The sequence below is a fragment of the Streptomyces sp. AN091965 genome, assembly GCF_022698285.1.
Classification (GTDB): Bacteria; Actinomycetota; Actinomycetes; order Streptomycetales; family Streptomycetaceae; genus Streptomyces.
This window is the reverse complement of sequence record NZ_JALDMY010000001.1, coordinates 1,425,279-1,447,868: the sequence shown is the minus strand read 5'-3', so window position 1 is coordinate 1,447,868 and position 22,590 is coordinate 1,425,279. Positions and strand designations below refer to the sequence as shown.

The 22,590-nt window shown below is 74.3% G+C and carries 22 protein-coding genes; 12 read left to right on the top strand and 10 right to left on the bottom strand.

The features are described from left to right. Positions 1–3 precede the first annotated feature (3 nt). The gene (locus tag MQV74_RS05445) at positions 4–2,499 is read right to left on the bottom strand and encodes a hypothetical protein (protein WP_242714881.1); all 2,496 of its coding nucleotides are present in this window, start codon (positions 2,497–2,499) and stop codon (positions 4–6) included. Positions 2,500–2,827: 328 nt separating this feature from the next. Between MQV74_RS05445 and MQV74_RS05440 the strand changes: the two genes are divergently transcribed. The 3 genes from MQV74_RS05440 to MQV74_RS05430 all read left to right on the top strand — a co-directional run bounded on the left by MQV74_RS05440 (position 2,828) and on the right by MQV74_RS05430 (position 6,057). Beyond that, complete coding sequence (locus MQV74_RS05440; protein ID WP_242714880.1) at positions 2,828–4,753, top strand: sensor histidine kinase; 1,926 nt, start codon at positions 2,828–2,830, stop codon at positions 4,751–4,753. 60 nt (positions 4,754–4,813) lie between these two features. Further along, positions 4,814–5,338, top strand: a complete 525-nt coding sequence (locus MQV74_RS05435) for a MepB family protein (RefSeq protein ID WP_242714879.1) — start codon at positions 4,814–4,816, stop codon at positions 5,336–5,338. A gap of 194 nt (positions 5,339–5,532) precedes the next feature. Then, positions 5,533–6,057 carry a VOC family protein gene (locus MQV74_RS05430; RefSeq protein ID WP_242714878.1) on the top strand — a complete coding sequence of 175 codons (525 nt, stop codon included), beginning with the start codon at positions 5,533–5,535 and terminating at the stop codon, positions 6,055–6,057. Between the two features lie 38 nt (positions 6,058–6,095). Here the strand turns inward: MQV74_RS05430 and MQV74_RS05425 are convergent, their stop codons facing one another. Next, complete coding sequence (locus MQV74_RS05425) at positions 6,096–6,680, bottom strand: TetR/AcrR family transcriptional regulator (protein ID WP_242714877.1); 585 nt, start codon at positions 6,678–6,680, stop codon at positions 6,096–6,098. Positions 6,681–6,788: 108 nt separating this feature from the next. Here MQV74_RS05425 and MQV74_RS05420 point away from each other — a divergent pair, with 108 nt between their 5' ends. Continuing rightward, positions 6,789–7,634 (top strand): class I SAM-dependent methyltransferase, encoded by an 846-nt coding sequence (locus MQV74_RS05420; RefSeq protein ID WP_242714876.1) that lies wholly within the window; start codon positions 6,789–6,791, stop codon positions 7,632–7,634. On the opposite strand, the gene MQV74_RS05415 is transcribed toward MQV74_RS05420, so the two are convergent. From MQV74_RS05415 to MQV74_RS05395, 5 genes are all read right to left on the bottom strand, one after another. After that, positions 7,625–8,656, bottom strand: a complete 1,032-nt coding sequence (locus MQV74_RS05415) for an aldo/keto reductase (RefSeq protein WP_242714875.1) — start codon at positions 8,654–8,656, stop codon at positions 7,625–7,627. The genes MQV74_RS05420 and MQV74_RS05415 overlap by 10 nt on opposite strands. Then, positions 8,653–9,129, bottom strand: a complete 477-nt coding sequence (locus tag MQV74_RS05410; RefSeq protein WP_242714874.1) for a MerR family transcriptional regulator — start codon at positions 9,127–9,129, stop codon at positions 8,653–8,655. Before MQV74_RS05410 ends, MQV74_RS05415 begins: the two co-directional genes overlap by 4 nt. A gap of 66 nt (positions 9,130–9,195) precedes the next feature. Next, entirely contained in the window at positions 9,196–9,867 is a 672-nt protein-coding gene (locus MQV74_RS05405) for a response regulator (RefSeq protein ID WP_242714873.1), read from the bottom strand. After that, positions 9,864–11,162: a sensor histidine kinase gene (locus MQV74_RS05400; protein ID WP_242714872.1), complete on the bottom strand. Its 1,299-nt coding sequence runs from the start codon at positions 11,160–11,162 to the stop codon at positions 9,864–9,866. The genes MQV74_RS05405 and MQV74_RS05400 overlap by 4 nt, the downstream gene beginning before the upstream one ends. A 158-nt stretch (positions 11,163–11,320) precedes the next feature. Continuing rightward, positions 11,321–11,911 (bottom strand): TetR/AcrR family transcriptional regulator, encoded by a 591-nt coding sequence (locus MQV74_RS05395; protein WP_242714871.1) that lies wholly within the window; start codon positions 11,909–11,911, stop codon positions 11,321–11,323. A 50-nt stretch (positions 11,912–11,961) separates the two neighbouring features. Here MQV74_RS05395 and MQV74_RS05390 point away from each other — a divergent pair, with 50 nt between their 5' ends. The 4 genes from MQV74_RS05390 to MQV74_RS05375 all read left to right on the top strand — a co-directional run bounded on the left by MQV74_RS05390 (position 11,962) and on the right by MQV74_RS05375 (position 15,532). Beyond that, positions 11,962–12,513 carry a GNAT family N-acetyltransferase gene (locus MQV74_RS05390; protein WP_242714870.1) on the top strand — a complete coding sequence of 184 codons (552 nt, stop codon included), beginning with the start codon at positions 11,962–11,964 and terminating at the stop codon, positions 12,511–12,513. A gap of 222 nt (positions 12,514–12,735) precedes the next feature. Next, positions 12,736–13,530 carry an STAS domain-containing protein gene (locus tag MQV74_RS05385; RefSeq protein ID WP_242714869.1) on the top strand — a complete coding sequence of 265 codons (795 nt, stop codon included), beginning with the start codon at positions 12,736–12,738 and terminating at the stop codon, positions 13,528–13,530. A gap of 163 nt (positions 13,531–13,693) precedes the next feature. Beyond that, positions 13,694–14,749 carry an acetylserotonin O-methyltransferase gene (locus tag MQV74_RS05380; protein WP_242714868.1) on the top strand — a complete coding sequence of 352 codons (1,056 nt, stop codon included), beginning with the start codon at positions 13,694–13,696 and terminating at the stop codon, positions 14,747–14,749. Positions 14,750–14,848: 99 nt separating this feature from the next. Then, positions 14,849–15,532, top strand: coding sequence for a response regulator (locus MQV74_RS05375; RefSeq protein WP_242714867.1), 684 nt, complete (start codon positions 14,849–14,851; stop codon positions 15,530–15,532). 1 nt (position 15,533) lies between these two features. Here MQV74_RS05375 and MQV74_RS05370 read toward each other — a convergent pair whose 3' ends face one another. After that, complete coding sequence (locus MQV74_RS05370) at positions 15,534–16,682, bottom strand: alkaline phosphatase PhoX (RefSeq protein WP_242714866.1); 1,149 nt, start codon at positions 16,680–16,682, stop codon at positions 15,534–15,536. 358 nt (positions 16,683–17,040) lie between these two features. On the opposite strand from MQV74_RS05370, the gene MQV74_RS05365 reads away from it, so the two are divergent. Continuing rightward, positions 17,041–17,391, top strand: coding sequence for an MmcQ/YjbR family DNA-binding protein (locus MQV74_RS05365; protein ID WP_242714865.1), 351 nt, complete (start codon positions 17,041–17,043; stop codon positions 17,389–17,391). A 110-nt stretch (positions 17,392–17,501) separates the two neighbouring features. Beyond that, on the top strand, positions 17,502–18,206 hold the full coding sequence (locus MQV74_RS05360) for a DUF1326 domain-containing protein (protein ID WP_242714864.1): 705 nt from the start codon (positions 17,502–17,504) through the stop codon (positions 18,204–18,206). An 11-nt stretch (positions 18,207–18,217) separates the two neighbouring features. On the opposite strand, the gene MQV74_RS05355 is transcribed toward MQV74_RS05360, so the two are convergent. After that, entirely contained in the window at positions 18,218–18,811 is a 594-nt protein-coding gene (locus tag MQV74_RS05355; RefSeq protein WP_242714863.1) for a YbhB/YbcL family Raf kinase inhibitor-like protein, read from the bottom strand. Positions 18,812–19,082: 271 nt separating this feature from the next. Here MQV74_RS05355 and MQV74_RS05350 point away from each other — a divergent pair, with 271 nt between their 5' ends. Further along, positions 19,083–20,543 carry an FG-GAP repeat protein gene (locus tag MQV74_RS05350; RefSeq protein ID WP_242714862.1) on the top strand — a complete coding sequence of 487 codons (1,461 nt, stop codon included), beginning with the start codon at positions 19,083–19,085 and terminating at the stop codon, positions 20,541–20,543. Between the two features lie 23 nt (positions 20,544–20,566). Here the strand turns inward: MQV74_RS05350 and MQV74_RS05345 are convergent, their stop codons facing one another. Further along, the gene (locus MQV74_RS05345; protein ID WP_242714861.1) at positions 20,567–21,526 is read right to left on the bottom strand and encodes a hypothetical protein; all 960 of its coding nucleotides are present in this window, start codon (positions 21,524–21,526) and stop codon (positions 20,567–20,569) included. A gap of 338 nt (positions 21,527–21,864) precedes the next feature. Between MQV74_RS05345 and MQV74_RS05340 the strand changes: the two genes are divergently transcribed. After that, positions 21,865–22,590, top strand: a complete 726-nt coding sequence (locus tag MQV74_RS05340) for a dienelactone hydrolase family protein (RefSeq protein ID WP_242714860.1) — start codon at positions 21,865–21,867, stop codon at positions 22,588–22,590.

The window sequence follows — 22,590 nt, the reverse complement described above, 5'->3', positions numbered from 1 at the left end:
GCCTCAGGGCCGCCGTTGGACGAGTGACACCGACGGCGGCACCGGCTCGTCGCCGAGCCGGGCCTCGAAGGTCAGCGGGTGGTCCGCTCCGGTGGTCACCCGCTCGCCCGCCGTCACGGTGAAGGGCACCCGTACGCGCCCGTGCGCGGGCACCCGGACCTCCGTCGCGCGGCCGGGCGTGACCGACCAGCCGGTGGGCGCTCGCGCGGTGAGCGTGACGGTCCGCGCGGTGGGGTTGAAGTTGTAGACGGCGAGGCGCATCCGGGTCGTCGTGCCCAGGCGGTAGCCCAGCGGCGGTTCGGCGTCGCCGTCGGCCTTGCCCGGCGCCGCGTCGGCCGCCGCGAAGCGCTGGTCGAGGACGATGTGTTCGGCCGGGGACAGCGGACGCGTCCGGGTGCGGCCGTCACTCGCGGGCGGCCTGGGCCGCCGGTTCGGCGGAGCGTCGGTCACCAGGTAGAGCGGGTCGCGGGACGCTCTCACCCGGACCGTTCCCCGGCGTGACCGGGGCGGTGTGCCCCGGGCCGCGCCCATGATGTCGTACACGCGCGTCGGCCCGTCCGGCACCGGCACGTCCACGGACCTCGGCCGGGGCGCGCACACCACCGTCACGGTGCGGCCCGTGCCGTCCGCGAAGACGAAACCGGCCGCGCGCGGCAGCAACTCCTCGATCAGCCCCGCGTAGTTGGCCTCCCCGAGGAGCGCGGTGAGCGCGGCGTAGGCGCTGAACGCGGGCAGCGGCTGGAAGTCCCGGCTGAACAGCGCGAACGAGACGCCGTCGTCCGTGCACGGCGGCCCGCAGAACCAGAACTGCCGGTCCGTGCCCGCGGCCAGGCTCTCCACCGTCGAAAGCACGAGGTAGCGGGCCTGCGTGCGCTGTGTGGCGTAGGCGGGGTCCCCGCCCGGTACGGCGGGCAGGAAGGCGCCGCACTCCGTCATCCACATCGCCGCCTCGCGGCCCGGCACCCCGAACCGTTCCCGCAGCTCCTGCTGCTCCTCCGGCGCCGACGAAGGATCGGGGTCGGTGTCGTCGAGCGGCGGATAGCCGTGGAAGCTCCACACGTCGGCGTACCGCACCACGTCGTTGCGCAGCATCAGCTCCTGGAAGAGGCCCTCCTGCGCGATGCCGGGAAGCACCACCGGGGGTGCGTCCGGCTGGTCCGCGATGCCGAGCGCCGCCGCCTTGACGTACGCGGCGTGCTGGTCGCCGGTGCTCGCGGTGGCGTCCACGTCGGGCTCGTTCGACAGCTGGAGCGCGTGGGCCGGTACGGGCCTGCCCCGCCCCGCGAGGTGAGCGGTGTAGCGGTAGGCGTCGCGCAGGTCGGCGGGGAGCGGCACGGAGGTCCTGGTCAACGCCCAGTCGGGGGGCGGCGAGACGACCTCGACGACCTTCAGGCCGTGGTCGTGGAACGCCGCGCGGGCGGCGTCGAAGGGCTCTGGGGCGAACGGGCCGCGCCCGGTGCGCTGCGCCGCGGGCCAGGAGCCGCCGTCGCGGACGTGCCCGACGCCCATGGCCGCGAGGGCCGACGCGAGCGCGGGCAGCCGTGCGGGCGGCACCAGGGCGTAGGTGGCGACGTTGACGCCGAAGCGGTTCGCCGGGCCCCGCACCGCACGCCGCTCCGGCAAGCGTGCGAAGCGCCCGGTGACCTCGGCCTTCGGGGTCGAGCCGAGCGCCGCCACGGCACGGTAGGCACCGGGCGGCAGCGCGGGCAGGCGGACCACGGCCCCGGTGGCGCCCGCCGGGACCCGCACGGAGCCGGAGGCCACCTTCGTGGAGGCGTGGTCGAGCAGGCGGTACGTGACGCGCAGCGCCTCCGGCGCCGCCGCGTTCAGCTCGAAGGCCAGGGCCGCGTGCCGCTCGTCGCGGTAGTGGCCGAGGTTGTCCGCCGGATCCCCCGCGCGGTCCCGCACGCCCACGGCGCGCAGCGCGAGCGGGACCGGGGTGAGGGTGAACTCGTCCAGGAGGAAGCGGTATCCGGTGTACGCGTCCAGGACGGTCGGCCCCTCGACGGTGAAGGTGAGGGTGTTGGCGCCCCGGCGCAGCTCGACGTCGCCCAGCGTGACCCGGGACAGTTCGCCCCAGGCCTTCGGGGACTCGTACCAGTGGGGCTGGGAGTGGGCGAGCGGCAGCGGCGCGGCGCCGTTGACCGCGAGGCGGAGGTACGAGCCCGGCTGCTCGGCGTGCGGCTGCTCCACGGGCACGGAGGCCACCGCCGTCAGGCGGTACGGCCCGGCGGCCGGGACGTCCACGGTGTACGTGGCGTACCAACCGCCGCGCGCGGGCGGCGCGTCGGCCGTGTCCAGGGCCAGGTAGGCGCCGCCCGACGCCCTCGGGTCGCGGGCGACGGGCAGGGTGGTGCGGGTGGCGGACTCGCCCCGGACGGTGATCGCCCCGGGCCCGGCCTTCGGCGAGGTGGTCGCGCGGCCCACGGCGGCAGCGCCCGCCAGGCCGAGCCCGGCGGCGATCCCTCCCGCGACGGCGGTACGTCGGTCGATGCTCATGCCCCCAGCACATCGCGCCCCGCGCGGGGCCGCGTCCTGCCCGAGCAGGGGCTGGGCCCCGACCTGTTGGCCGGTGCCTCCTCCACCCGTGGGTGGAGAAGCGCGCCGGTAGGGTCACGGTGCGGGCCGGGGCCGCGGGCTGGGGGAGGACTGGATGAGGGCACGGCTGCGCCCCTTCTTCACGGCACGGCAGGGGCACACGCCCCGAAGCCACAGCGCCCTGAGGAGACAGCGCCCCGAGGGGACAGGGCCCCAAAGGGGCGCGGGGAACCGCGCGACCAGCCACGACGAGGCCCGCAGACGCCGGACGGGGCACACACGGCACGGCGTGGCATCGGATGGCTTCGGGGCGGTGGCGCGCAGGCGGGCGGAGGGCGTCGGCGCAGCGGTGCCCGCGCTGCTCCTCGCCGGACACGTGACCGTGGTCGTCTTCGGCCCGGGCCGTGCCGAGCCCTGGCAGACGGCCCTGGGGCTCCTTGCGGGGCTCGCGTCGGCGGCGGCCCTGGTGTGGCGGGCGATGGCGCCGGTGCCGGTGTTCTGCGCGGTGCTCACGGCCGACGCGGTGCCCCGGGCGCTGCTGCCGGAGGCCGCGCTGACGCCCGCGCTGCCCGTCGCCGTCTGGGTCGCGCTGTTCTCCCTGTCCGTGCGCCGCCCTGCGCGGCTCGCGCTGCCCGGGGCGGCGCTCGCCACCGCCTCGACTCCCCTGCCCGGGGCGGGCGGTGACATGACGGGCCCGCTCCTGGACGACCTGCTCGCGGGCGCCCTGCTGCACCTGGTGATTGTGCTGTGCGGACGTCTGCGCGCCCACCGCGAGGACCGCAGGGCCCGCCTTCTCGCCCGCCTCGCCGACGTGGACGGCGAACGCCGGGCCGCCGCCGACGCCGAGCGCGAACGGCTCGCCCGCGACCTGCACGACACCGCCGGACACCACCTCACCGCCATCGCCGTCCAGGGAGCGGCCGCGCTGCGGCTCGCGGACAGCCGCCCCGAACTGGCCGACGAGGCCCTCGCCCACGGCGCCGCGGTGGGCCGTGACGTCCTGGCCGCCCTCGCCGGACTCGTCGCGGTGGTCGCCGACGAGCCGGGCGACGGGCCCCTGCGCGACGTCCTGCCGCCCTTGTGCGCGGGCCTGGAGCGCCATGGTGTCCCGGTCGCCCTGGACGTCCGCGGTCGCCCCCGGCCCCTGCCGTCCGCCGTGCGCGTGACCGCGTACCGCGTCGTCCAGGAGTCCCTGACCAACGCGATGCGGTACGCCGCCGGAGCACCGGTCGCCGTCCGCGTCGGGTACGCCCTCGGCGAGGTGACGGTCACCGTGACGAACGAACCCGCCCGGCAGAGCGAGCCGTTGGGCGGAGATCTCGGCACCGGCCGGGGACTCGCCCACCTGAAGGAGCGGGCCGCGTCCGTCGGCGGGCGGATCGCGGCGGGCCCGTCGCAGCGCGGCGGCTGGACCGTCGCCGCGACCCTGCCGACACGGACGGCCCGCCCGTGGTGGCCGCGAGCGGTGGATGCGGCGCTCTTCACCGCCTGCGCGGGGGCGCCGCTGCTCGCCGCCGTACCGTTGAGCGGCGGTGAACTGTACGGCCTCGCCGCTCTGTCGACCGCCCACGCGGCCCCCTTGCTGCTGCGCCGCCGGACCCCCGCGACCGCCCTCGCGATGACGCTCGGCGTGTCCCTGGCCTGGGCGGCGGCCACGGTCGCGGGCGCGCTGCCGTTCGCCTGGCTCGCGGCCCTCGGCTGCGCCTGGACGGCCGAACTGGCCGCGCTGCACGCGGTGGGCGCCTACGGCCCCGCCCGCGCGACCTGGCCCGCGCCGGTCGCGGTCGGCGCCGTCGGCGGGGCGGTGCTCGGGCTCGCGGTGCTGAGCGACCCGGCCGAGTCGGCGGGCCCCGGCACCGCGGCGCTGCTCGCGGGCCTCGGCCTGGTGACCGTGCCGTGGCTGCTGCCCGTCTGGGCGCTCGGCCTGCTGACGCGCGCCCGCCGGGGCGACGGCGGACGCTGGGAGCGACGGGTGCTGGCCGCGGTGGCCGCGCGCGTCGGCGACGCGGTGACCGGCGAGCGCCGCCGCGTCGCGACGGGCCTGCACGGCACGGTCGTCGAATACACGGCAGGCCTCGTCCGCCGTGCCGAGGAGGGCCTGACCGCGACCGGCGACCGCCGCGCGGCACTGGCGGGGATGACGGAGGCGGCCCGCGGGGCGCTCGCCGGACTCCGGGACCTGCTGGACGCGATGGACACCGCCCGCCTCCCCTGAGCACACCGGCCTCGGACACGGCGCCACGGCACCGAACGATCACCATGACAGGATGACCGCATGGCGACGCATCAGCCGTGGACGGGGCTTCACGGGGACCTCATCGCGGCGAAGGCCTCGGTGTACGACCGCGGCGGTTTCGCCTGCTCACCGCCCGTGCCCGAACCGGAGAGCGCCGAGTACGCGGCCTGCGCGTTCACGCTCGACGGCCGCTCGGTGCGCTTCCGCGCGGCCAGGACCACCCCGACGAAGGCGGGCCAGTTCGTCACCGTGTGGCAGCGGTCCGAGGAGGGCCCGATCCGGCCCTTCGACGCCGACGACGGGGTGGACCTCTTCGTCATCAGCAGCCATGACGACGACGGCTTCGGCCAGTTCGTGTTCCCGCGCGAGGTGTTGTGCGAGCGCGGCGTTGTTTCCCGCGGCGGCTCCGGCGGGAAGCGCGGCTTCCGCGTCTATCCGCCCTGGGTGACCACGACCGGCCGCCAGGCCCGCGGCACCCAGGCGTGGCAGGTGCGCTACTTCCTCGACATCGGCAGGGACGGCCCCGCCGACCTGACGCGCGCCCGCACGCTCTACCACCCGTAGCCACCCGCGCGCACAGGCACCGACGGCGGGCGACCCGGTGCGCCACAGCGCGATGGGCCCGAGCGGACGTACGGCCTGACGGCGCGTGCACTAGGCCATGAACTGACCTATACCCGTTCTACCGTCGGTTCCGACGCAAGCGGGCCGCGGCCGAACGCCGTGGCCCGGCAGGCCGCTACGGGAGGACCGGACCGATGAACCGCACCGCGCCCGAGGGATACACCAGCGTCGCGCCCTGGGTGGTCACCGACGACACCGGAGCGCTCCTCGACTTCGTCGCCGCCGCGTTCGGCGGGGAGGAGCTCGCCCGGGTGCCGGTCGAGGACGGCACCATCGGGCACGGCGAGATCCGCGTCGGGGACACGGTCGTGCTGGCCTTCGACCGGCGGCCCGACTGGCCGGTGATGCCCTCGCTCCTGCGGGTCCACGTCCCCGACGCGGACGCCGCCGTGGCCGCCGCCGTCGCCCACGGCGCGCGGGTGGTCACCGAGATCTGTGACAGCGCCTGGGGCGACCGGGGCGGCCGGGTGCGCGACCCGTTCGGCAACATCTGGTGGGTGGTCAGCCGCCAGGAGGAGGTCGCACCGGACGAGGCCTGGCAGCGCATGTCCGAACCGAGGTACGCGGAGGCGATGCGGGTCGCGCAGCAGACCCTGGACGCCGAACTCAGCGGCCGTGAGACGGGGGTGGCGAGCCCGCCGCGACGTCCGAACGACTGACCCCGGCCCGCCGCCGGGCCCCCGCCCCGGGCCCGGCCTCAGGCCCCGCCGACCAGCGCGCGGACGAGCCGCTCCACCGCGCCCCGCGGATCCGCCGTGCCCATCCACCCCGTCATCAGCAGATGGTGCAGCGTCCCGACCAGGGCGAGGGCGACGGACGCCGTGTCCAGTTCCCGTGGCACGCGCTCCAGGCGCTGTTCCTCGCGCAGATAGGCGCCGATCGACTCCTGCACCGCGCCGAAGCCGGGTGCGCCCGCGCGCCAGGCCTCGCGGATCCGCAGGGTGGCGGCCGGGCGGGTCACGGCCAGCTCCACGACGCCGGGGTCCAGGGAGAGGACCGCCGCGGCCACGGTGGTGAGGTGCTCGGCCACGGTGGCCGAGCCCGCCCGCTCCGGCAGGTCCTTCGCCCGCGCCGCGGCGCGGGCGAAGCGGTCCAGACAGAGTTCGGCGACGAACTGGTCGAGGCCCGCGAAGTGCGTGTGCAGCACCCCCTTGGCGCAGCCCGCCTCCTCCGTGACGGCCCGGCCGGTCAGGGCGGCGGCGCCGTCCCGCGCGAGCACGCGCTCCGCGGCGTCGAACAGCCGCTCTCGCAGATCGGGGATCGCAACTCCGCGCGGTGACATCAAGTCCCTCCCAGGACACGGCGATTGCCAGTATGGGCACGCGTCCATACTATTTGGGCGTGCGCCCATACTAGGGTGCCCGACTCCCACCGCTGGAGGTCATCCCGTATGCACGGCATCGCCAACACCGCCCAGGCACAGGCATGGAACGGCTACGAGGGCGCCCACTGGGCCGCCCACCAGGACCGCTGGAACGCCGTCAACGGCGGGTTCGACCAGCCGCTGCTCGACATCGCCGCCCTCCGCGCCGGCGACGAGGTCCTGGACGTCGGCTGCGGGGCCGGAGCCACCACCCGCCTCGCCGCCCGGGCCGTCGGCCCCGGCCGCGCGCTCGGCCTCGACCTCTCCGCGCCGATGCTGGAGCGCGCCCGGGAGTGGGCGGCGGCGGAGGGCATCGCCAACGTCTCCTTCGCGCACGGCGACGCCCAGGTGCACCCCCTCGCGCCCGCCGCCTTCGACGTGGCGATCAGCCGCTTCGGCGTCATGTTCTTCACCGACCCCGTCGCCGCGTTCGCCAACGTCGCCCGCGCGCTGCGGCCCGGCGGCCGGATCGTCTTCCTCACCGCCGCCGAGCCGGAAGCCACCGAGTGGCTGCGGGCCTTCGACGCGCTCGACGACGTCCTGCCGCTGCGGGGGTTCGGGGCACCCGGAGGGCCCGGCATGTTCTCCCTGGCCGACGCCGACACCGCCACGGGGCTGCTCACGGCGGCCGGGTTCCACGACGTACGGGCCGCACGTGTCCAGGCGTACGGGACCTGGGGCCGCGACGCCGAGGACGCGGCCCGCTTCATGCTGGACTCCGGCCCCGGCCGCCACCTCCTGGAGCAGGTCGACGCCGACGCGCGGGCGCTCGCCCGCACCCGCCTCACCGAGCGGCTGAGGCGGCACGAGACCGAGGACGGCCTGCGGCTGCTCGGCACCGGCCGGCTCCTGACGGCCCGTCGTCAGGCCTGAGCCTCCCGCGCGGCGGAGGTGAGGGACATGTCCGGGTAGCGGTCGCCCGCGACCTGGCCCGCGATCGGCTCCAGGACGGCGAGCTCGTCCGCGGTCAGCGTGATCCTGGTGGCCGCGGCGTTCTCCAGGAGGCGCCCGCGCTTGCGGGTGCCGGGGATCGGCACCACCGCGAGGCCGTGCGCCCGGGCCCGCTGCTGCACCCAGGCCAGGGCGATCTGCGCCGGGGTGGCGCCGCGGTCGGCCGCGAGGGCGCGCAGGGGCGTCAGGAGGGCGGCGTTCGCCACGGCGTTGTCGCCGCTCAGACGCGGCATCGACTGGCGGAAGTCGTCCCTGGAGAGCTCGGCGCTCGCGTCGGTGAAGGCGCCGGTGAGGAAGCCGCGCCCGAGCGGCGAGTACGGCACGAAGGCGACCCCGAGGCCGGCGGCCGCGCCCACCACGCTGTACTCGACGTCCCGGCTGAAGAGCGACCACTCCGACTGCACGGCGGCGATGGGGTGCACCGCGTACGCCTCGCGCAGCTCGGCCCCGGTGACCTCGCTCAGGCCGAGGTGCTTGACCTTGCCCTCCCGCACCAGTTCGGCCATCGCGCCGACGGACTCGGCGAGCGGGACCCCGGGGTCCCTGCGGTGCATGTAGTACAGGTCGATGACCTCGACGCCCAGGCGGCGCAGGCTTCCCTCGACGGCCCGGCGTACGTACGCGGGGTCGTTGCGGATCACCCGGTGGCCGGGGTCGTCGGCGCGGGTCTCGATGCCGAACTTGGTGGCCAGGGTGATGTCGTCGCGGTGCGCGGCGACGAACGGCGCGAGGAACTCCTCGTTGGCGCCGCTGCCGTACATGTCGGCGGTGTCGATGAGGGTGACGCCCGCCTCGACGGTCGCCTCCAGGGTGTCGCGGGCCGCCGCGTCGTCGGTCTGTCCGTAGGCGGCGCTGATGCCCATGGCGCCGAAGCCCTGGACGCCGACGAGGGGGCCGTCGGTGCCGAGGCGGACCGTGGGGACCGGTTCGATGGAGGTGTTCATGAGGGCGTTTCGGCCCCTTCCGGCGCACGGTGGGCGCCCGCGTAGAAGGTGATCTTGGCGTCGAGGACGGTGAGGGCTTCCCGCAGCTCCGCGAGGCGCGCGACGACGTCGTGCCGGGTCCGCTCCAGGACCTCCCGCCGCTCCGCGTGGGTGACCTCGCCCCTGCGGACCAGGTCCGCGAAGCGGACCATGGCCGCGACCGGCATCCCGGTCAGCCGCAGCTTGCCCACGAAGTCGAGCCACTCCAGGTCCCTGTTGCTGAAGCGGCGCTGCCCGGTGTGCGACCGCTCCACGTGCGGCATCAGGCCGATCTGCTCGTACCAGCGCAGGGTGTGGGCCCGGAGCCCGGTGAACTGCGCGACCTCGCTGATCGTGTAGCGGTCCTGGCCGTCGGGGCGCGGGTGCCGCAGCGTCGGGGACACGCAGATGTCCGGACGCGGCGCTGCCAAGGGGGCGTTGTCGGTCACCGTCATGCCGATCACGCTAAAGCGTTCGAGTGCACTTGAAGCAAGTGCTTTGTGCGGGCGGGCGGTCCGGCGTCAGGCCGTGGCGCCCGGTGTGACGAGGCCCGACTCGTAGGCGAAGACGGCGGCCTGGGTGCGGTCGCGCAGGGCCAGCTTGTGCAGGATCCGGCCGACGTGCGTCTTGACGGTCTCCTCGGCGACGGTGAGGGCCGTGGCGATCTCCGCGTTGGACAGGCCCTGGGCGACCTGGACGAGGACCTCGGTCTCGCGTGCGGTGAGCCGGTCGACGACCACCCCGGTGGGCCGCTTCGCCGCCGGGCCGGTACGGGCGAACTCGGTGATGAGCCGCTTGGTGAGCTCCGGCGAGAGCAGCGCCTCGCCCCGGGCCACCACCCTGATCCCCTCGGCGAGCCGACTGCCGGAGGCCTCCTTGAGCAGGAAGCCGCTCGCTCCGGCGCGCAGCGCCTCGTACACGTACTCGTCGAGGTTGAAGGTGGTCAGGGCCAGGACCTTCGTCGGTGACGCGGGGTCGGCGGTGATCCGGCGGGTCGCCTCGATGCCGTCGAGGCCGGGCATGCGGATGTCCATGACGACGACGTCGGGCCGCAGCTCGGCGGCGCGGGCCACGGCCGCGGCGCCGTCCTCGGCCGTGGCGACGACGTCGAGGTCGGGCTGGGCGCCGAGCAGGACGGAGAGGGCCTCGCGCACCATGGCCTGGTCGTCGGCGATCAGTACGCGGATCGTCATGCGGGGGAGTCCTTGTCCATGGTGGGGGCCGGGCCGGGGAGGTCGCGGGGGGTGCGGCGCGCCGGCAGGACGGCGGTGACCTCCCAGCCCCCGTCCGGCAGCGGGCCCGCGGCGAGGTCGCCCTCCAGCATGGCAGCACGCTCGCGCATCCCGGTGAGGCCGTGGCCGCCGCCCGGCGCGGGCGCGGCGGCCACGGCGGCGGGCCCGTTGGTGACGCACAGCCGCAACGCGGTGGACGCGTAGGCGAGTTCGACGACCGCGTCGGCGCCGGGGGCGTGGCGCAGGGTGTTGCTGAGCGCCTCCTGAACGATGCGGTACGCCGACAGCTCCACCCCCGGCGGCAGCGGCCTGGGCTCGCCGTCGACGCGTACGGCGACGGGGAGCCCCGCGGCGCGCACGTGCGCCAGCAGGGTGTCGAGCGCGGCGAGCGAGGGCTGCGGGGCGGTGGCGGCCGTGCTCGCGCCGGGGGCGTCGGCGCGCAGCAGGTCCAGCAGGTGCCGCAGTTCGGCGAGGCCCTCCAGGGCGTTGGCACGGATCGAGGCGAACTCGGCGGCGAGCTCCGGCGGCGGGTCGGCGACGCGGTAGGGCGCCGCGTCCGCCTGGAGGGAGATGAGCGACATGTGATGGGCGACGACGTCGTGCAGCTCGCGGGCGATCCGGGTGCGCTCCTCCAGGACGGTGCGCACGGCACGCTCCTGCGCGGTGGCGGCGATCTGCGCGGTGAGCCGGGCGCGGTCCTCCCTGCGCCCCCGGACCACCCCGCCGACCAGCACCCCGAGGGCGAACAGGACGAGTCCGAAGAGCACGAGGTCCCAGGAGCCGACGGCGCCCCCGGCCGCTTTGAGCACCACCCCGGCCGCGGCGCTCAGACCCGCCGCCACGGCCGCCGGCACGGGTGGCACGCGCAGCGCGAGCAGGAAGAGCGCGCCCGCCTGCACGGTCCAGGTCCACAGCTCGTTGGCGGGCGTGGGCGGATGCGAGAGGGGGATGCCGACGAAGAACGCCGTCGACAGCCACCAGGCGGGCACGGGGCGGCGCAGCGCCACCGGCCAGCAGGCCGCGTGCCCGACGGCCAGGAGCCGGGCGGGCAGGTCCGCGCCGGTCGCCGCCACCGCCGCGGCCGCGAGGACGACCAGGACGTGCGGGAGCCGGCGCAGCCACCGCAGGCCGCGCGGCCAGGACCAGGGCGGCAGCGGCATGGCCCGCGTGGTCGCCAGGTCGGCGCGCAGGCGGCCGAGCGCGGTCCTGACCCGTGCCGGGGCGGGGCTCGTGGGCGGGGGGTGGTGGCTGGTCATGCCGGACGTCCTCGGTGGTCACCGTGCGAGAGGGAGGGGGGTGAGCACGGCTGTCGGCGTACCCGGAAGTGAGGCTAGGGGGCCGGAGCCCGCCCGGCGTCCCGCCCTGGGGCGAGATCGTCCGTAGCTCTCCGGAGGGAGGGCGCCCCCGGGTGACGTCAGGATGTCGCCGCGAGCCCGGCGAGGTAGTCGTCCAGGAGCTCGACCTGGTGCTGCGGCGAGAACGCCGCCGGGGCGAACAGGGCCTGCACCACCAGGCCGAGCACGAAGGACTGCGCGGCGGCGGCGATGCGCGCGGGGTCTCCGGCGGGCAGCTCGCCCAGCTCCTGCGCCGCGGCGACGAGGTCGCGCAGCTTGTCGCGGCTGCGCGCGTACTTGCGGGCGTACTCGTCGCTCAGGCCGGGGTCGGCGAGCGCGGTGTCCCAGGAGGAGACCCAGATGCGGTTGCTGTCGGTGGCCTCGGCGGTCAGCGGCAGCACGTCGAGCAGTGCGGCACGCACGGCCGGGAGCCCGGTCCCCCCGGCGCGCCGGGGGCGTGTCGCGGTGCGCCGGTCGAGCAGGTCGAGGGCGTGCGCGACCAGGTCGCGCTTGGCCGGGAAGTAGTGGGTGAGCAGGCCGGTGGTCGCGCCGAGCTCGGCGGCGACGGCGCGCAGGGTCAGGCCGCCGAAGCCGCGCGCGGCGAGGACCCGCCAGACGGCCTCGGACACGTCGCGGCGGCGGGCTTCGTGATCTCCCTTGGTGCGTGGCATGCTGCTACCGTACATAGTCATAACGTTTGTTGTGTGAATGTGAGGTCTCCATGTTCGCCCTCCCGCTGTCAGGCGACGCCCGTCTGAGCCCGCTCGAGCCGTGGCACGCCGAGGAGTTCGCCGCCCATCTGGACCGGGCCCGCGAGCACATCCGGCCGTGGGTCGGGGCGGCCTTCGTCGCCGAGGGCCTCGACGGCGCCCGGGCCACGCTCGGCCGGTACGCCGAGCGGCAGGCCGCGGACGGGGCCCGCCTCTACGGCATCCGGCGCGACGGCACGCTGGTGGGCGGCGTGATGTTCGTGAGCTTCGACGCCGCGTCGGGCGCGTGCGAGGTCGGCTGCTGGCTGGAGCCCGCGGCCGAGGGGCACGGCCTGATCACCCAGGCCTGCGAGACGCTGCTCGACTGGGCGTTCACCGTCCGGGGCATGCACCGCGCGGAGTGGGTCTGCCGCGCGGACAACGAACGCAGCGCCGCCGTGGCCAAGCGGCTCGGCATGACGCTGGAGGGCGTGCGCCGCGAGTCGTGGCCGTACGAAGGCGTGCGGTACGACGCGCAGCAGTGGTCCGTCCTCGCCCCGGAGTGGCGCACCCGCAGCGTGTAGACCGGTCTCGCCCCCGGGCTGTCAGGAACGGTCCGCTCTGACCGTGGAAGCATGTCTGGTCGACCGGACTTGTCCGTATCGATGACGGTTCGGGCAAGGGTCGGTGGAGAGCAGGAGACGCGCGGGTTCCCGGTTCTAGCGTGGACGGCTCATAAGGGCCGGTGACCGGGCGCGCTCGTCAGGGGCGGCGGCCGGGCGTCGGCAGGGGAGTGGGGTGACGCCGTGGAGTGGTCCCGGCCCTCGGAGAGCCTGCGGCTCGCGATCGCCCGCGCCGACGGCCGCGTCGTCATCCGCGTGGCCGGGGAGCTGGACGTCTCCTCGGCCTCGGTGCTCGCCCGCACCCTCGACCGTGCGCGCGAGGAGCGCGACCTGGTCGCGCTCGACCTGAGCCGGGTCACGTTCTGCGGCGCCGCCGGCGTCGACCTCCTCCTGGACGCCCACCACCAGGCCGCCGCCGAGGGCGGGGGCCTGACCGTCACGCGGGCCCACAGCGCGGTGCTGCGCCCGCTGGAGATGTGCGGGGGCGCGGACGGGGTGCGGCTCGTGCGCGACGCGCGCACGGCGCCGCTCGCGCCCCACGAGTACCGGCGGCGCTGCTCCCTCCTCTCGGAAGCGCTCTCGGTGGCCCTGCGGGTCACCGGCGCGCCGATGGGCAACGCGCAGCTCCTCGACCCCGCGGTCGGAGCGCTGCGCATCGTCGCGCAGCACGGGTTCCACCAGCCGTTCCTGAGCTTCTTCGAGACGGTCGACGACCGCGAGACCGCGTGCGGCGTGGCCGCCGAGGACCACGAGCCGGTCTTCGTCGCGGACGTGGTGAACTCCCCGGTCTTCCTCGGCACTCCGGCCCTCGACGTGCTGCGGGACGCCGACGTCGGCGCGGTCGCGTCGGTGCCGGTCCTGTCCCGCGCCGGTGCGCTGATCGGTGTCGTGTCCGTCCACTATCCGGGGCCCCTGGTGTGGCGGGAAGACCGGCGCCGGGCCCTGGAAGGGCTGGCCCGCGCCTCCTGTCTGATCTGACGGAACGCCGGCCCCGGCGGTCGAGGAGCGCGGCAACGGCCGGGCGGCGGCGCCCGGTTGGCCGGATCGCGACGCCCACCCCCGTCCTGCAAGTTAGGGTTACCTAAGTTGCTTGGTCGTCCGTGCGGCGAGCACGCGCGACCCGACCGGAAGGGGAGTGGCAGTGGCGGACACGAACGACGAGAACCCGGTGGCGAGTGCCGAGGACCGCGGGCGCGTGGTCGAACTCATCCTGGGGAGCCTGGCGGCCCAGACCCTGCGTGCGGCCGTCCGGCTGCGCGTGGTCGAGATCATCGGCGCCAAGGAGCGGCACGCCGCCGACGTGGCCGCGGAGGCCGGAACGCAGCCGCAGGCCACCGCCCGGCTGCTGCGCGCCCTCGCGGGCCTCGGCATCCTCCAGGAGCGCGCACCCGACTCCTACGCGGTGACCTCCGCGGGAGCCCTCCTCGACCCGACGCGCCCCGACTCGCTCGCGGCGCTCGTCGGCATGTTCGCCGAGCCGGCGATGCTGCGCGCCTGGGAGCACCTGGACGAGGGCGTACGGACCGGCGAGACCACCTTCGCCTCGGTCTTCGGCACGGACTTCTTCCCCTACCTCAAGGAGCACCCGGAGCTGTCCGCGCTGTTCAACACGGCGATGAGCCAAGGCACCTCGCTCACCGCGGCGCAGCTCCCGCATGCCTACGACTTCGGCCGCTTCACCACGGTCGCCGACATCGGCGGCGGCGACGGCACCCTGCTGTCCCCGGTGCTGCGCGAGCACCCGGCGCTCTCCGGCATCCTCTGCGACACCGAGGAGGGCCTGGCGCAGGCGCCCCCGACACTGCGGCGGCACGGCGTCGAGGACCGCTGCTCCCTGGTGGTCGGGGACTTCTTCCGCTCGGTCCCCGAGGGCGCCGACCTCTATCTGCTCAAAAGCATCCTGCACGACTGGAACGACGACCAGGTCGTCACCATCCTCGGCCACTGCCGCGCGGTGCTTCCGCCCGGCGGGCGCGTGCTGATCGTCGAGCACCTGCTGCCCACCGCGGTCGCCCCCGAGAGCACCGCCCTCTACCTGGCCGACCTCAACATGCTCCTGAACGTGGGCGGAAGGGAACGCACCCGCGAGGAGTTCGCGGAGCTCTGCGACCGGGCAGGGCTCGCCCTGACCTCGGTGACCGGGCTCGGCGAGGGGAACGCGTTCTGCCTCATCGAGGCGGCGGCGGCCGAGGGCTGACCGGACGCGGGGCCCCGCGCGAGCGGCGGCGGGGCAGCCGCCCGCGGCCCGGCGCACGTACGCTTCCCGGCATACGGACGCGAGCGGGGAGGGCGGGCCATGGCGGTGCGGGTGGTCGTCGTGGACGACCAGGCGGTGGTGCGCGCGGGCTTCGCCGCCGTCATCGACGCCGAGCCGGATCTGACGGTGACCGGCCAGGCCGCCGACGGCGCGGAGGCCGTCGAACTGGCCCGCGCCCACCGCCCCGACGTGGTCCTGATGGACATCAGGATGCCGGGCACGGACGGCCTCACGGCCACGCGCCTGCTGACCGCTCTCGACCCGCCGGTACGGGTGCTCGTCCTCACCACGTTCCGCCGCGACGAGTACGTGTTCGCGGCCCTGCGCGGCGGCGCCTCCGGCTTCCTCCTCAAGGACTGCGAACCGCAGGACCTGGTCGACGCCATCCGTACCGTCGCCTCCGGTGAGGCGCTGCTCGCCCCGGCCGTCACCCGTCGGCTCATCGACGCCTTCGCGGGCGGCGCGGTCCTCGCGCGCCCGCGCCCCGACGGCCGTCTCGACGCCCTCACCGCGCGCGAGACGGACGTCCTGCGCGCGGTGGCCGAGGGCCTGAGCAACCCGGAGATCGCCCAGGCCCTCGGCATCGGCAGGTCCACGGTGAAGACCCACGTCAACGCGATCCTGGCCAAGCTGTCGCTGCGCGACCGGGCGCAGGCCATCGTCCTCGCGTACGAGGTCGGCCTGGTGAGCCCGGGCGCGGACGGCGCGGCGAACGGGGCCTAGGTCACAGGCTGTTGCGGAACGGCCCTGTCACCTCGTAGGTGATGCCGCCGCTGCTGGAGCCGGACGTGCCCCGCTGCGAGGAGAAGTACAGGCGGTTGCCCGCGGGGTTGAACGCGGGCCCGGTGATCTCGGACGAGGACTGGCCGGTCACCCGCAGGAACGGGGCCACGACGTCGGAGGGCGTGATGACGCAGATCTCCATGTTGCCGCCGTCCTCGGCCACGTAGAGGTCGCCGACCGCGGCGGCGGTGACGTTGTCCACGCCGGTCAGCGGGGCGCCGCCGACGTTGTCGTCGTACACGACGGCCAGGGTGTTGTTCGCCGCGTGGTAGGCCCAGACGCGGTTGTCCCCCTTGGTGGTGAAGTAGCAGATGTCGGCGCGGTAGTGGCAGCCCTCGCCGCCGTTGAAGACCTTGGCGCCGGACACCTGGTAGCGCGTCGCGGTGGGGCTGCCGTCCGGGTCGGGCACGGTGGCCCAGGACAGCGCCCCGCCGGTCTCCTTGAGCACCTGGAGGGAGCCGGACGACAGATTGCCCCAGGTGGTGGGCACGAACCGGTAGAAGCGGCCGTCGGTCTTGTCCTCGGTCAGGTAGATCACCTTGCGGACCGGGTCGGCGGCCGCCGCCTCGTGGTTGAAGCGGCCCATCGCTGCCCGCTGCACCGCCGGGTTCACGCCCCACGGGTCGGTCTCGTGGACGTGGCCGGTGTCGGTCTCCTCGCACGACAGCCAGGTGTTCCACGGGGTGGCGCCGCCCGCGCAGTTGCGCTGCGTGCCGGACAGGACGGAGTAGGCGCCGGTGATCCGGGCGGCGCTGTCGAACTTCACCGCGCTCGCGCCGCCCTGGCCACTGCCGAGCTCGGCGTTGGACACATAGATCCAGCCGGAGCCGTCGGCGAAGCAGGCGCCGCCGTCGGGCGCTCCGTGCCAGGTGTAGCCGGTGCCGGACACCTGCTGGGAGGAGCGGGCGATGACCCGGCTGGTGAAGCCCGAGGGGAGCCTGATGCCGTTGGCGTCGGCGGCCTGGAGCGCCCCGTAGGGGCTGGGTCCCGGCAGGGCGGGGTACGCGGCGGCCTGCCGCCACAGCGATCCGGAGAACGCGGCGGCTCCTGCGCTGAGAACGGCAGCGCGCAGCACGGTACGGCGTTCCATGTCGACTCCTTCGTCGCACGGGGGACGGGAACGCCGTGGACAGTAGGGCCGCCGCGCCGGGGCGGTAAGTCACCGGAGGATGAACTGTTTTCAGCCACTGGGCGAATGCCGATCACGCCGTGCGGAAGCACCGCGCCCGCCCTAGGGCCTGTCCGATGGGTCGGCGCGGCGTCGCGACGCCTGGCACGCACGCTCGCCGCGTTGCCGGGATGCCCTAGTAGCTCCTTCCCCAAGCTCTCAGCTGCGTTCGAGCAGGGGAGACCCCACCCGAGGACATCCCGGCGCCTTGCGATCGCACGCACCAGACGCCGCTCCTTGCTCCACGCCGACCCATCGGACAGGCCCTAGGGTCGGCCTCATGGTGACTGCCGATGACGTACGCGCCCTCGCCCTCGCCCTGCCCGGTACGGAGGAGAAGGCGGCCTGGGGGCAGCCGACCTTCCGGGTGGGCGGCAGGATCTTCGCCGCGCTCGCGGACGACGACGCGTCGATGGGCGTCAGGTGCCCGCGCGAGGAGCGGGACGAGCTGATCGCGGCCGAGCCGGAGAAGTTCTTCCTCAGGCCCGGCCACGACGACCGTTACGACTGGCTGCGGGTGCGCCTGAGCGCTCTGGCGGACGAGGCGGAGCTGCGGGACGTCCTCGCGGACGCCTGGCGGCAGCGCGCGCCGCGGCGGCTCGTCGAGGCGCATCCGGACCCTTGGAGATAAGTACCCCCAGGGGGTACTTGACGAGCGCGGACGCCGCCCCGTAGCGTCCTCCTCGTCGACGCCGGATACCCCCACCGGGTATCTGCTCACGTCCCTTCAGGAGGCCCACCATGTGCACCACGTCCACGACTTCGCCGAGCGCGTCCGCCACGCCCACCGTCGTCCGCGCCGGTGGCGACGGTTCGCTGCCCGACTGGCACCTGCGGGGCGAGTGGTTCGACGTCTGCAGCTGCTCCCTGCCCTGTCCCTGCACCTTCGCGCAGGCGCCGACCCACGGGGACTGCCTGTTCACGCTCGTCTGGCAGATCCACGAAGGGCACTTCGGGGACGTGCGCCTGGACGGCCTCGGCGTCGTCGCGCTCGGCGAGTTCACCGGCAACATGTGGGTCGGCGACCCGAACGCCACGATGAAGGTGATGCTCTACATAGACGCCAAGGGCGACCAGGCCCAGCGGGACGCGCTCCAGCAGATCTTCGCCGGGCACGTCGGGGGCTGGCCGGGCGAGTTCGGCTCCCTCATCAGTGAACTGCGCGACGTCCAGTACGCCCCCGTCCGCTTCGACGCGGCCGAGGACCTCTCGTACTGGCGGGCCGACGTCGGGGACAAGGTCGCCGTCGGGGCCGTCGCCCTGACCGGCCCGACCGCCGACCCGAACCGCCGCGTCCAGCTCGTCAACGCACCGGGCGCCGAGGTCGGACCCGGCCAGATCGCCACCTGGGGCGTGGTCGAGAGCGACCACGCGGAAGGCTTCGACTTCTCCCACGCGTACCGGGGCGGTTCGAGCAAGCACTTCCCCTTCGACTGGCGCCCCTGACCGGACAACCGCTACGACTCGCCGGTGATCCTGGCCGAGCCGATGGTCGCCGCGGCGATTTCCCTGGCGGCGGTCCGGGTCGAGGAGTTGGAGTTGAGGTTGGTCAGCGATGCCTTGTTGAGGGCGTGGACGACGAACTCGTAGGTGTTCACCGTGGAGGGCGAGCAGGGGCCCTGGTAGCCGTAGAGGCTCGCGCTGCCGCGGTAGTAGACCTGCCTGGCTCCCGCCGGGACCGAGGGCTGGTAGGTGTGGTCGACGTTCTGGGGGAGCGAGGCCGTGTTCGCCGGGATGTCGTAGATGACCCAGTGGATGAGGTTGGAGTTGTCGAGGTCGCGCATGACGATCGCGTAGCTCTTGGCGGCGGCCGGAGCGCCCGCCCAGGTCAGGGGAGGGGATTCGTTTCTCTTGGCGGGGTCGCTTCCGCCGCCGCTGGTGCACTCGTGGACCTTGGGGATGACACCGCCGTCGGCGAACGCGGAGCTGGAGAGGGCGAACGCGCTCCGGCTCGCCGACGGCGCCGAGGGCGCCGACGAAGCGGTGGCGGGCGAGAGGCCGACGGCTCCGGTGACGAGCAGGGCGAAGAGCGCGATGCGTGCACTTCTCACTGGAGGCTCCCGAGGATGCTTGTGGTCGCTTGGGTTCCGTGGCGCGAGAGGGGTGTTCGTGCGGTGGGGCCAGCGTAGGCAGCGTGGTTTCTGATGTCATGTCACTTATCGACGTGATCGTTGCACTTTTCTCGCCTCCGGCGGGTGCGCGGTCAGCACCACCGGGCCGCACTGCGGGGAGACTCTCGCCTGCTCGTCCCCACACATCACACAACTATTCGTCCACCACAGGTGTCTCCCCAGCGGATCCCCTCATCATGGAGGCACACCCGTGCGTGTACGAATCGTCGCCCTCGCCGCGACCCTGGTAGCAGCCGCCGCCACCGGCACCGCCCACGCCGCCACGGCGTCCGGGCAGACCACCGCGACCGGCAAGGCCACCGCGTACGACTTCAACGGCGACGGCTACGCCGACGTCGTCACCGCCACCCCGAAGGCCGTCGTCGGCGGGCACAAGAGCGCGGGCAGCCTCGTGGTCAGCTACGGCTCCGCCACCGGCACCTCGACCGCGCGTGCCGACGTCCTCAGCCAGAGCTCCGCCAGCGTGCCCGGGGTGTCCGAGGCGGGCGACCGGTTCGGCGCGCAGACGGCGAGCGGCGACGTGGACGGCGACGGTTACGACGACCTCGTCGTCACCGCCCCCGGCGAGGCGGTCACCGGCCACGCCAACGCCGGTGCCGTCACCATTCTGTGGGGCGGCTCGCGCGGCCTGGGGAAGACCGCCACGGCGCTCACCAACACCGCCGACGACCCCGGCTTCGGCCGCGACGCGGCCATCGGCGACCTCGACGGCGACGGCGGCGCCAACCTCGCCGTCCTGGCGGACCACAAGATCCTCACCTACGCCGACGGCATCTCGCGGACCGCGCCCGCCGCGCCCACGGCGGTCACCGGCGGTCTCGCCGACGTGTCCGCGAAGTCCCTCGTCACCGGCGGCTTCACCAGGTCCGGCAGTGACGGCCTCGCCGTCGTCGGCTCGGCGGACGAGTGCGACGCGAGCGCCTGCCCCTGGCTCGGGTACTACACCGGCGGTCCCGGCGGCATCACGTACCGGTCGAACCTGTCGACAGGCGCGTACGTCGCCTCGGTGGCCGCGGGTGACATCAACGCCGACGGTTTCGACGACCTGATCACCGGGCAGGCGGGGCTGTTCCCGGACGGGGTCGACGACCCGTCGGGCGGCGCCGGTTACGTCACCATCCGCTACGGCCACCCGGACGGCCCCGGAAAGATCGACACCGCCGACTACAGCCAGAACACCTACGGCGTCCCCGGCACCGACGAGGCAGGCGACGGCTTCGGCTCGGCCCTCGCCGTCGGTGACATGACCGGCGACGGCATCGACGACATCGCGGTCGGCACGCCGTACGAGACCGTCGAGGGGGTGAAGAAGACGGGCTCCGCCTACGTCATGAAGGGCAGCGACTACGGAGTCGACCTCGGCACCAACGTCCGCTACCAGTCGTACGCCGGTGTCCCCGGCGCCGACGAGGCGGACGACTACTTCGGTTCCGACGTCTCCCTCGTCGACGCCAACGGCGACGGCCACGCCGAACTCGTCGTCGCGGCCCGCGGCGAGGACGTGCGCGCGGGCTCCACCTCCGACGGCGCGAACTGGGTGATTCCCGCCTCGGGCGGAAGCCTGTCGCGGACCGGCAACAAGTCCTTCAGCGCCGACGACTTCGGGCTCGCCTTCACCAACCGGCAGTTCGGCTCCGTCCTCAGCGACTGACGGCGAGCCCGGCCTCCCCGCGCTCAGGTGGTGCAGTGCTTCTGCGCGTCGACGCGCACCTTGCGGCCGGTGAACTCCTCCAGGACGGCGATGTTCTCCGGCGCGTAGTTCGCCGCCGTGATCTTGTCGGCGTCGCGGCTGCCGAGCTTGCCGGTGTAGGGCGCGGACTTCTCCAGCCAGTACGCGGTACGCAGGAACTGGGTCAGGACCAGGTCGCGCAGTTTGGGCTCGGCCTTGATCCTTACCCAGTAGTCGGGGTGTTTGTCCTTGGCGACGCGCAAGTAGAGAAGCAGGTACCGCAGGTTGGTGGCGGCGATGTCCCGGGCGTTGCTGGCGCCGACGCCCTTGATGTACTCCTGGACCACCGTCACCGCGGGCAGTCCGGTCAGCCCGGCGTTCTGCTCCGCCAGCACCCCTTGGAGGCGGTACTCGCCCTGCGTCCTGTCCCGCAGGTAGATGTCGTCCATGGAGGAGCTGAGGCTGTCCTTGATCAGGGGCAGGATCTCCTTGCGGGGGAAGCCGCCGTGCACGGGGACCGTCAGCGCCTGCTGACCCGCGTTGACCCAGGCCGCGATGTGGACGTCCCACCTGGTCCGGGACGGGTCGAGGTCCCACATGTGGGTCTCCTCGTGGATCGCCACCATCATCGACTCGGTGAACCCCTCGAAGCTCTGCTTGTTCACGAACTGGTCCCAGTACTTGTCCTTGGCCTGGGCGATCGCCAGCGCCTCACCGCTGGGCCAGCGCCGCTTGTACATGGCCTGGAGGGTGCGCATCCAGTTCGAGGAGTTGAAGGACGCCTTGAGGTCGCTCACGTCGGCGTTCGGCTGCGACGGTTCGTCGTAGCAGTAGGGGGCGGCGGCGCGGCTCTGTGGGGTGCCGGGGGCGGCGGCCGCGGTGGGACCGGAGGTGACCAGGGTCCCGGCGCCGAGGGCCAGGACGACGGATGCGGTCAGCAGACGGGGGAGTTGTCGACGGCTCACGAGGGCCTCATCTCGAAGCGGTTGTGGGGGGATCGCGCGAACGGGCGCCCGCACCGCCCGTCACTCATCGAAGCTACTGACCCGAGCACCCCGTGCCTACTAACACGTCGTCATAACATCCGGGTGATGGCTCCCCGGCTCCCGGCTCGCGAAGGGCCTCAGAACGTCCACGTGGTCCCACGGCGATCGGTGCGCCCGCACCTCCGGTGGACGACGGCGGTCTGCTCACAGGCTCCGGCTGAACCGCTGACGCGGGGCCGGAACAGGCCGGGGCCCGCCTTCTGCCAGCGGCAGAACCCCGGCGCGACCGGGCTCGACGATCACTACAGTCCAGGCTCATGACGACGGTTACCACGCGCACGATCGCCTACGAGGCCGACGGTCTGACGATGATCGGGCACCTGGCGCTCCCGGCCGGTGCCGACCGCCGGCCCGCGGTCCTGGTCGGGCCCGAGGGAGTGGGGCTCAGCGACGTCGAGCGCCGCCGGGCCGATGCGCTCGCCGAGCTGGGATACGTGGCGCTGGCCTTCGACCTCCACGGCGGGCGCTACCTGAGCGACCCCGAGGAGATGCTGGCCCGCTGTCTGCCGCTGCTCGACGACCCCGACCGGATGCGAGGCATCGGCCACGCGGCGCTCGACGTGCTCCACGCCGAGCCGCGGACCGACCCGGGCCGGGTCGCCGCCGTCGGCTACGGCACCGGGGGCGCCATCGCGCTGGAACTCGGGCGCGACGGCGTCGACCTGCGCGCGATCGCGACCGTCAACGCGCTGACCACGGGCCGACCGGGCGAGGCGGCGCGCATCCACTGCCCGGTGTGGGCCGGGGTCGGGTCACAAGACCCGATCATGCCGCCCGCGCAACGGGACGCGTTCGCCGCCGAGATGCAGGCCGCGGGCGTCGACTGGCGCCTCGTGGTCTACGGCGGCGCCCTGCACGCCTTCCACCACCCACCCGTCGACCACACCACGCGCCCTGGGGTCGGCCACCACCCGCAGCACGCGCAGCGAGCCTGGCGGGACGTCGTCGCCCTGCTCGCCGAGTGCCTGCCCGTCACGCGGTGA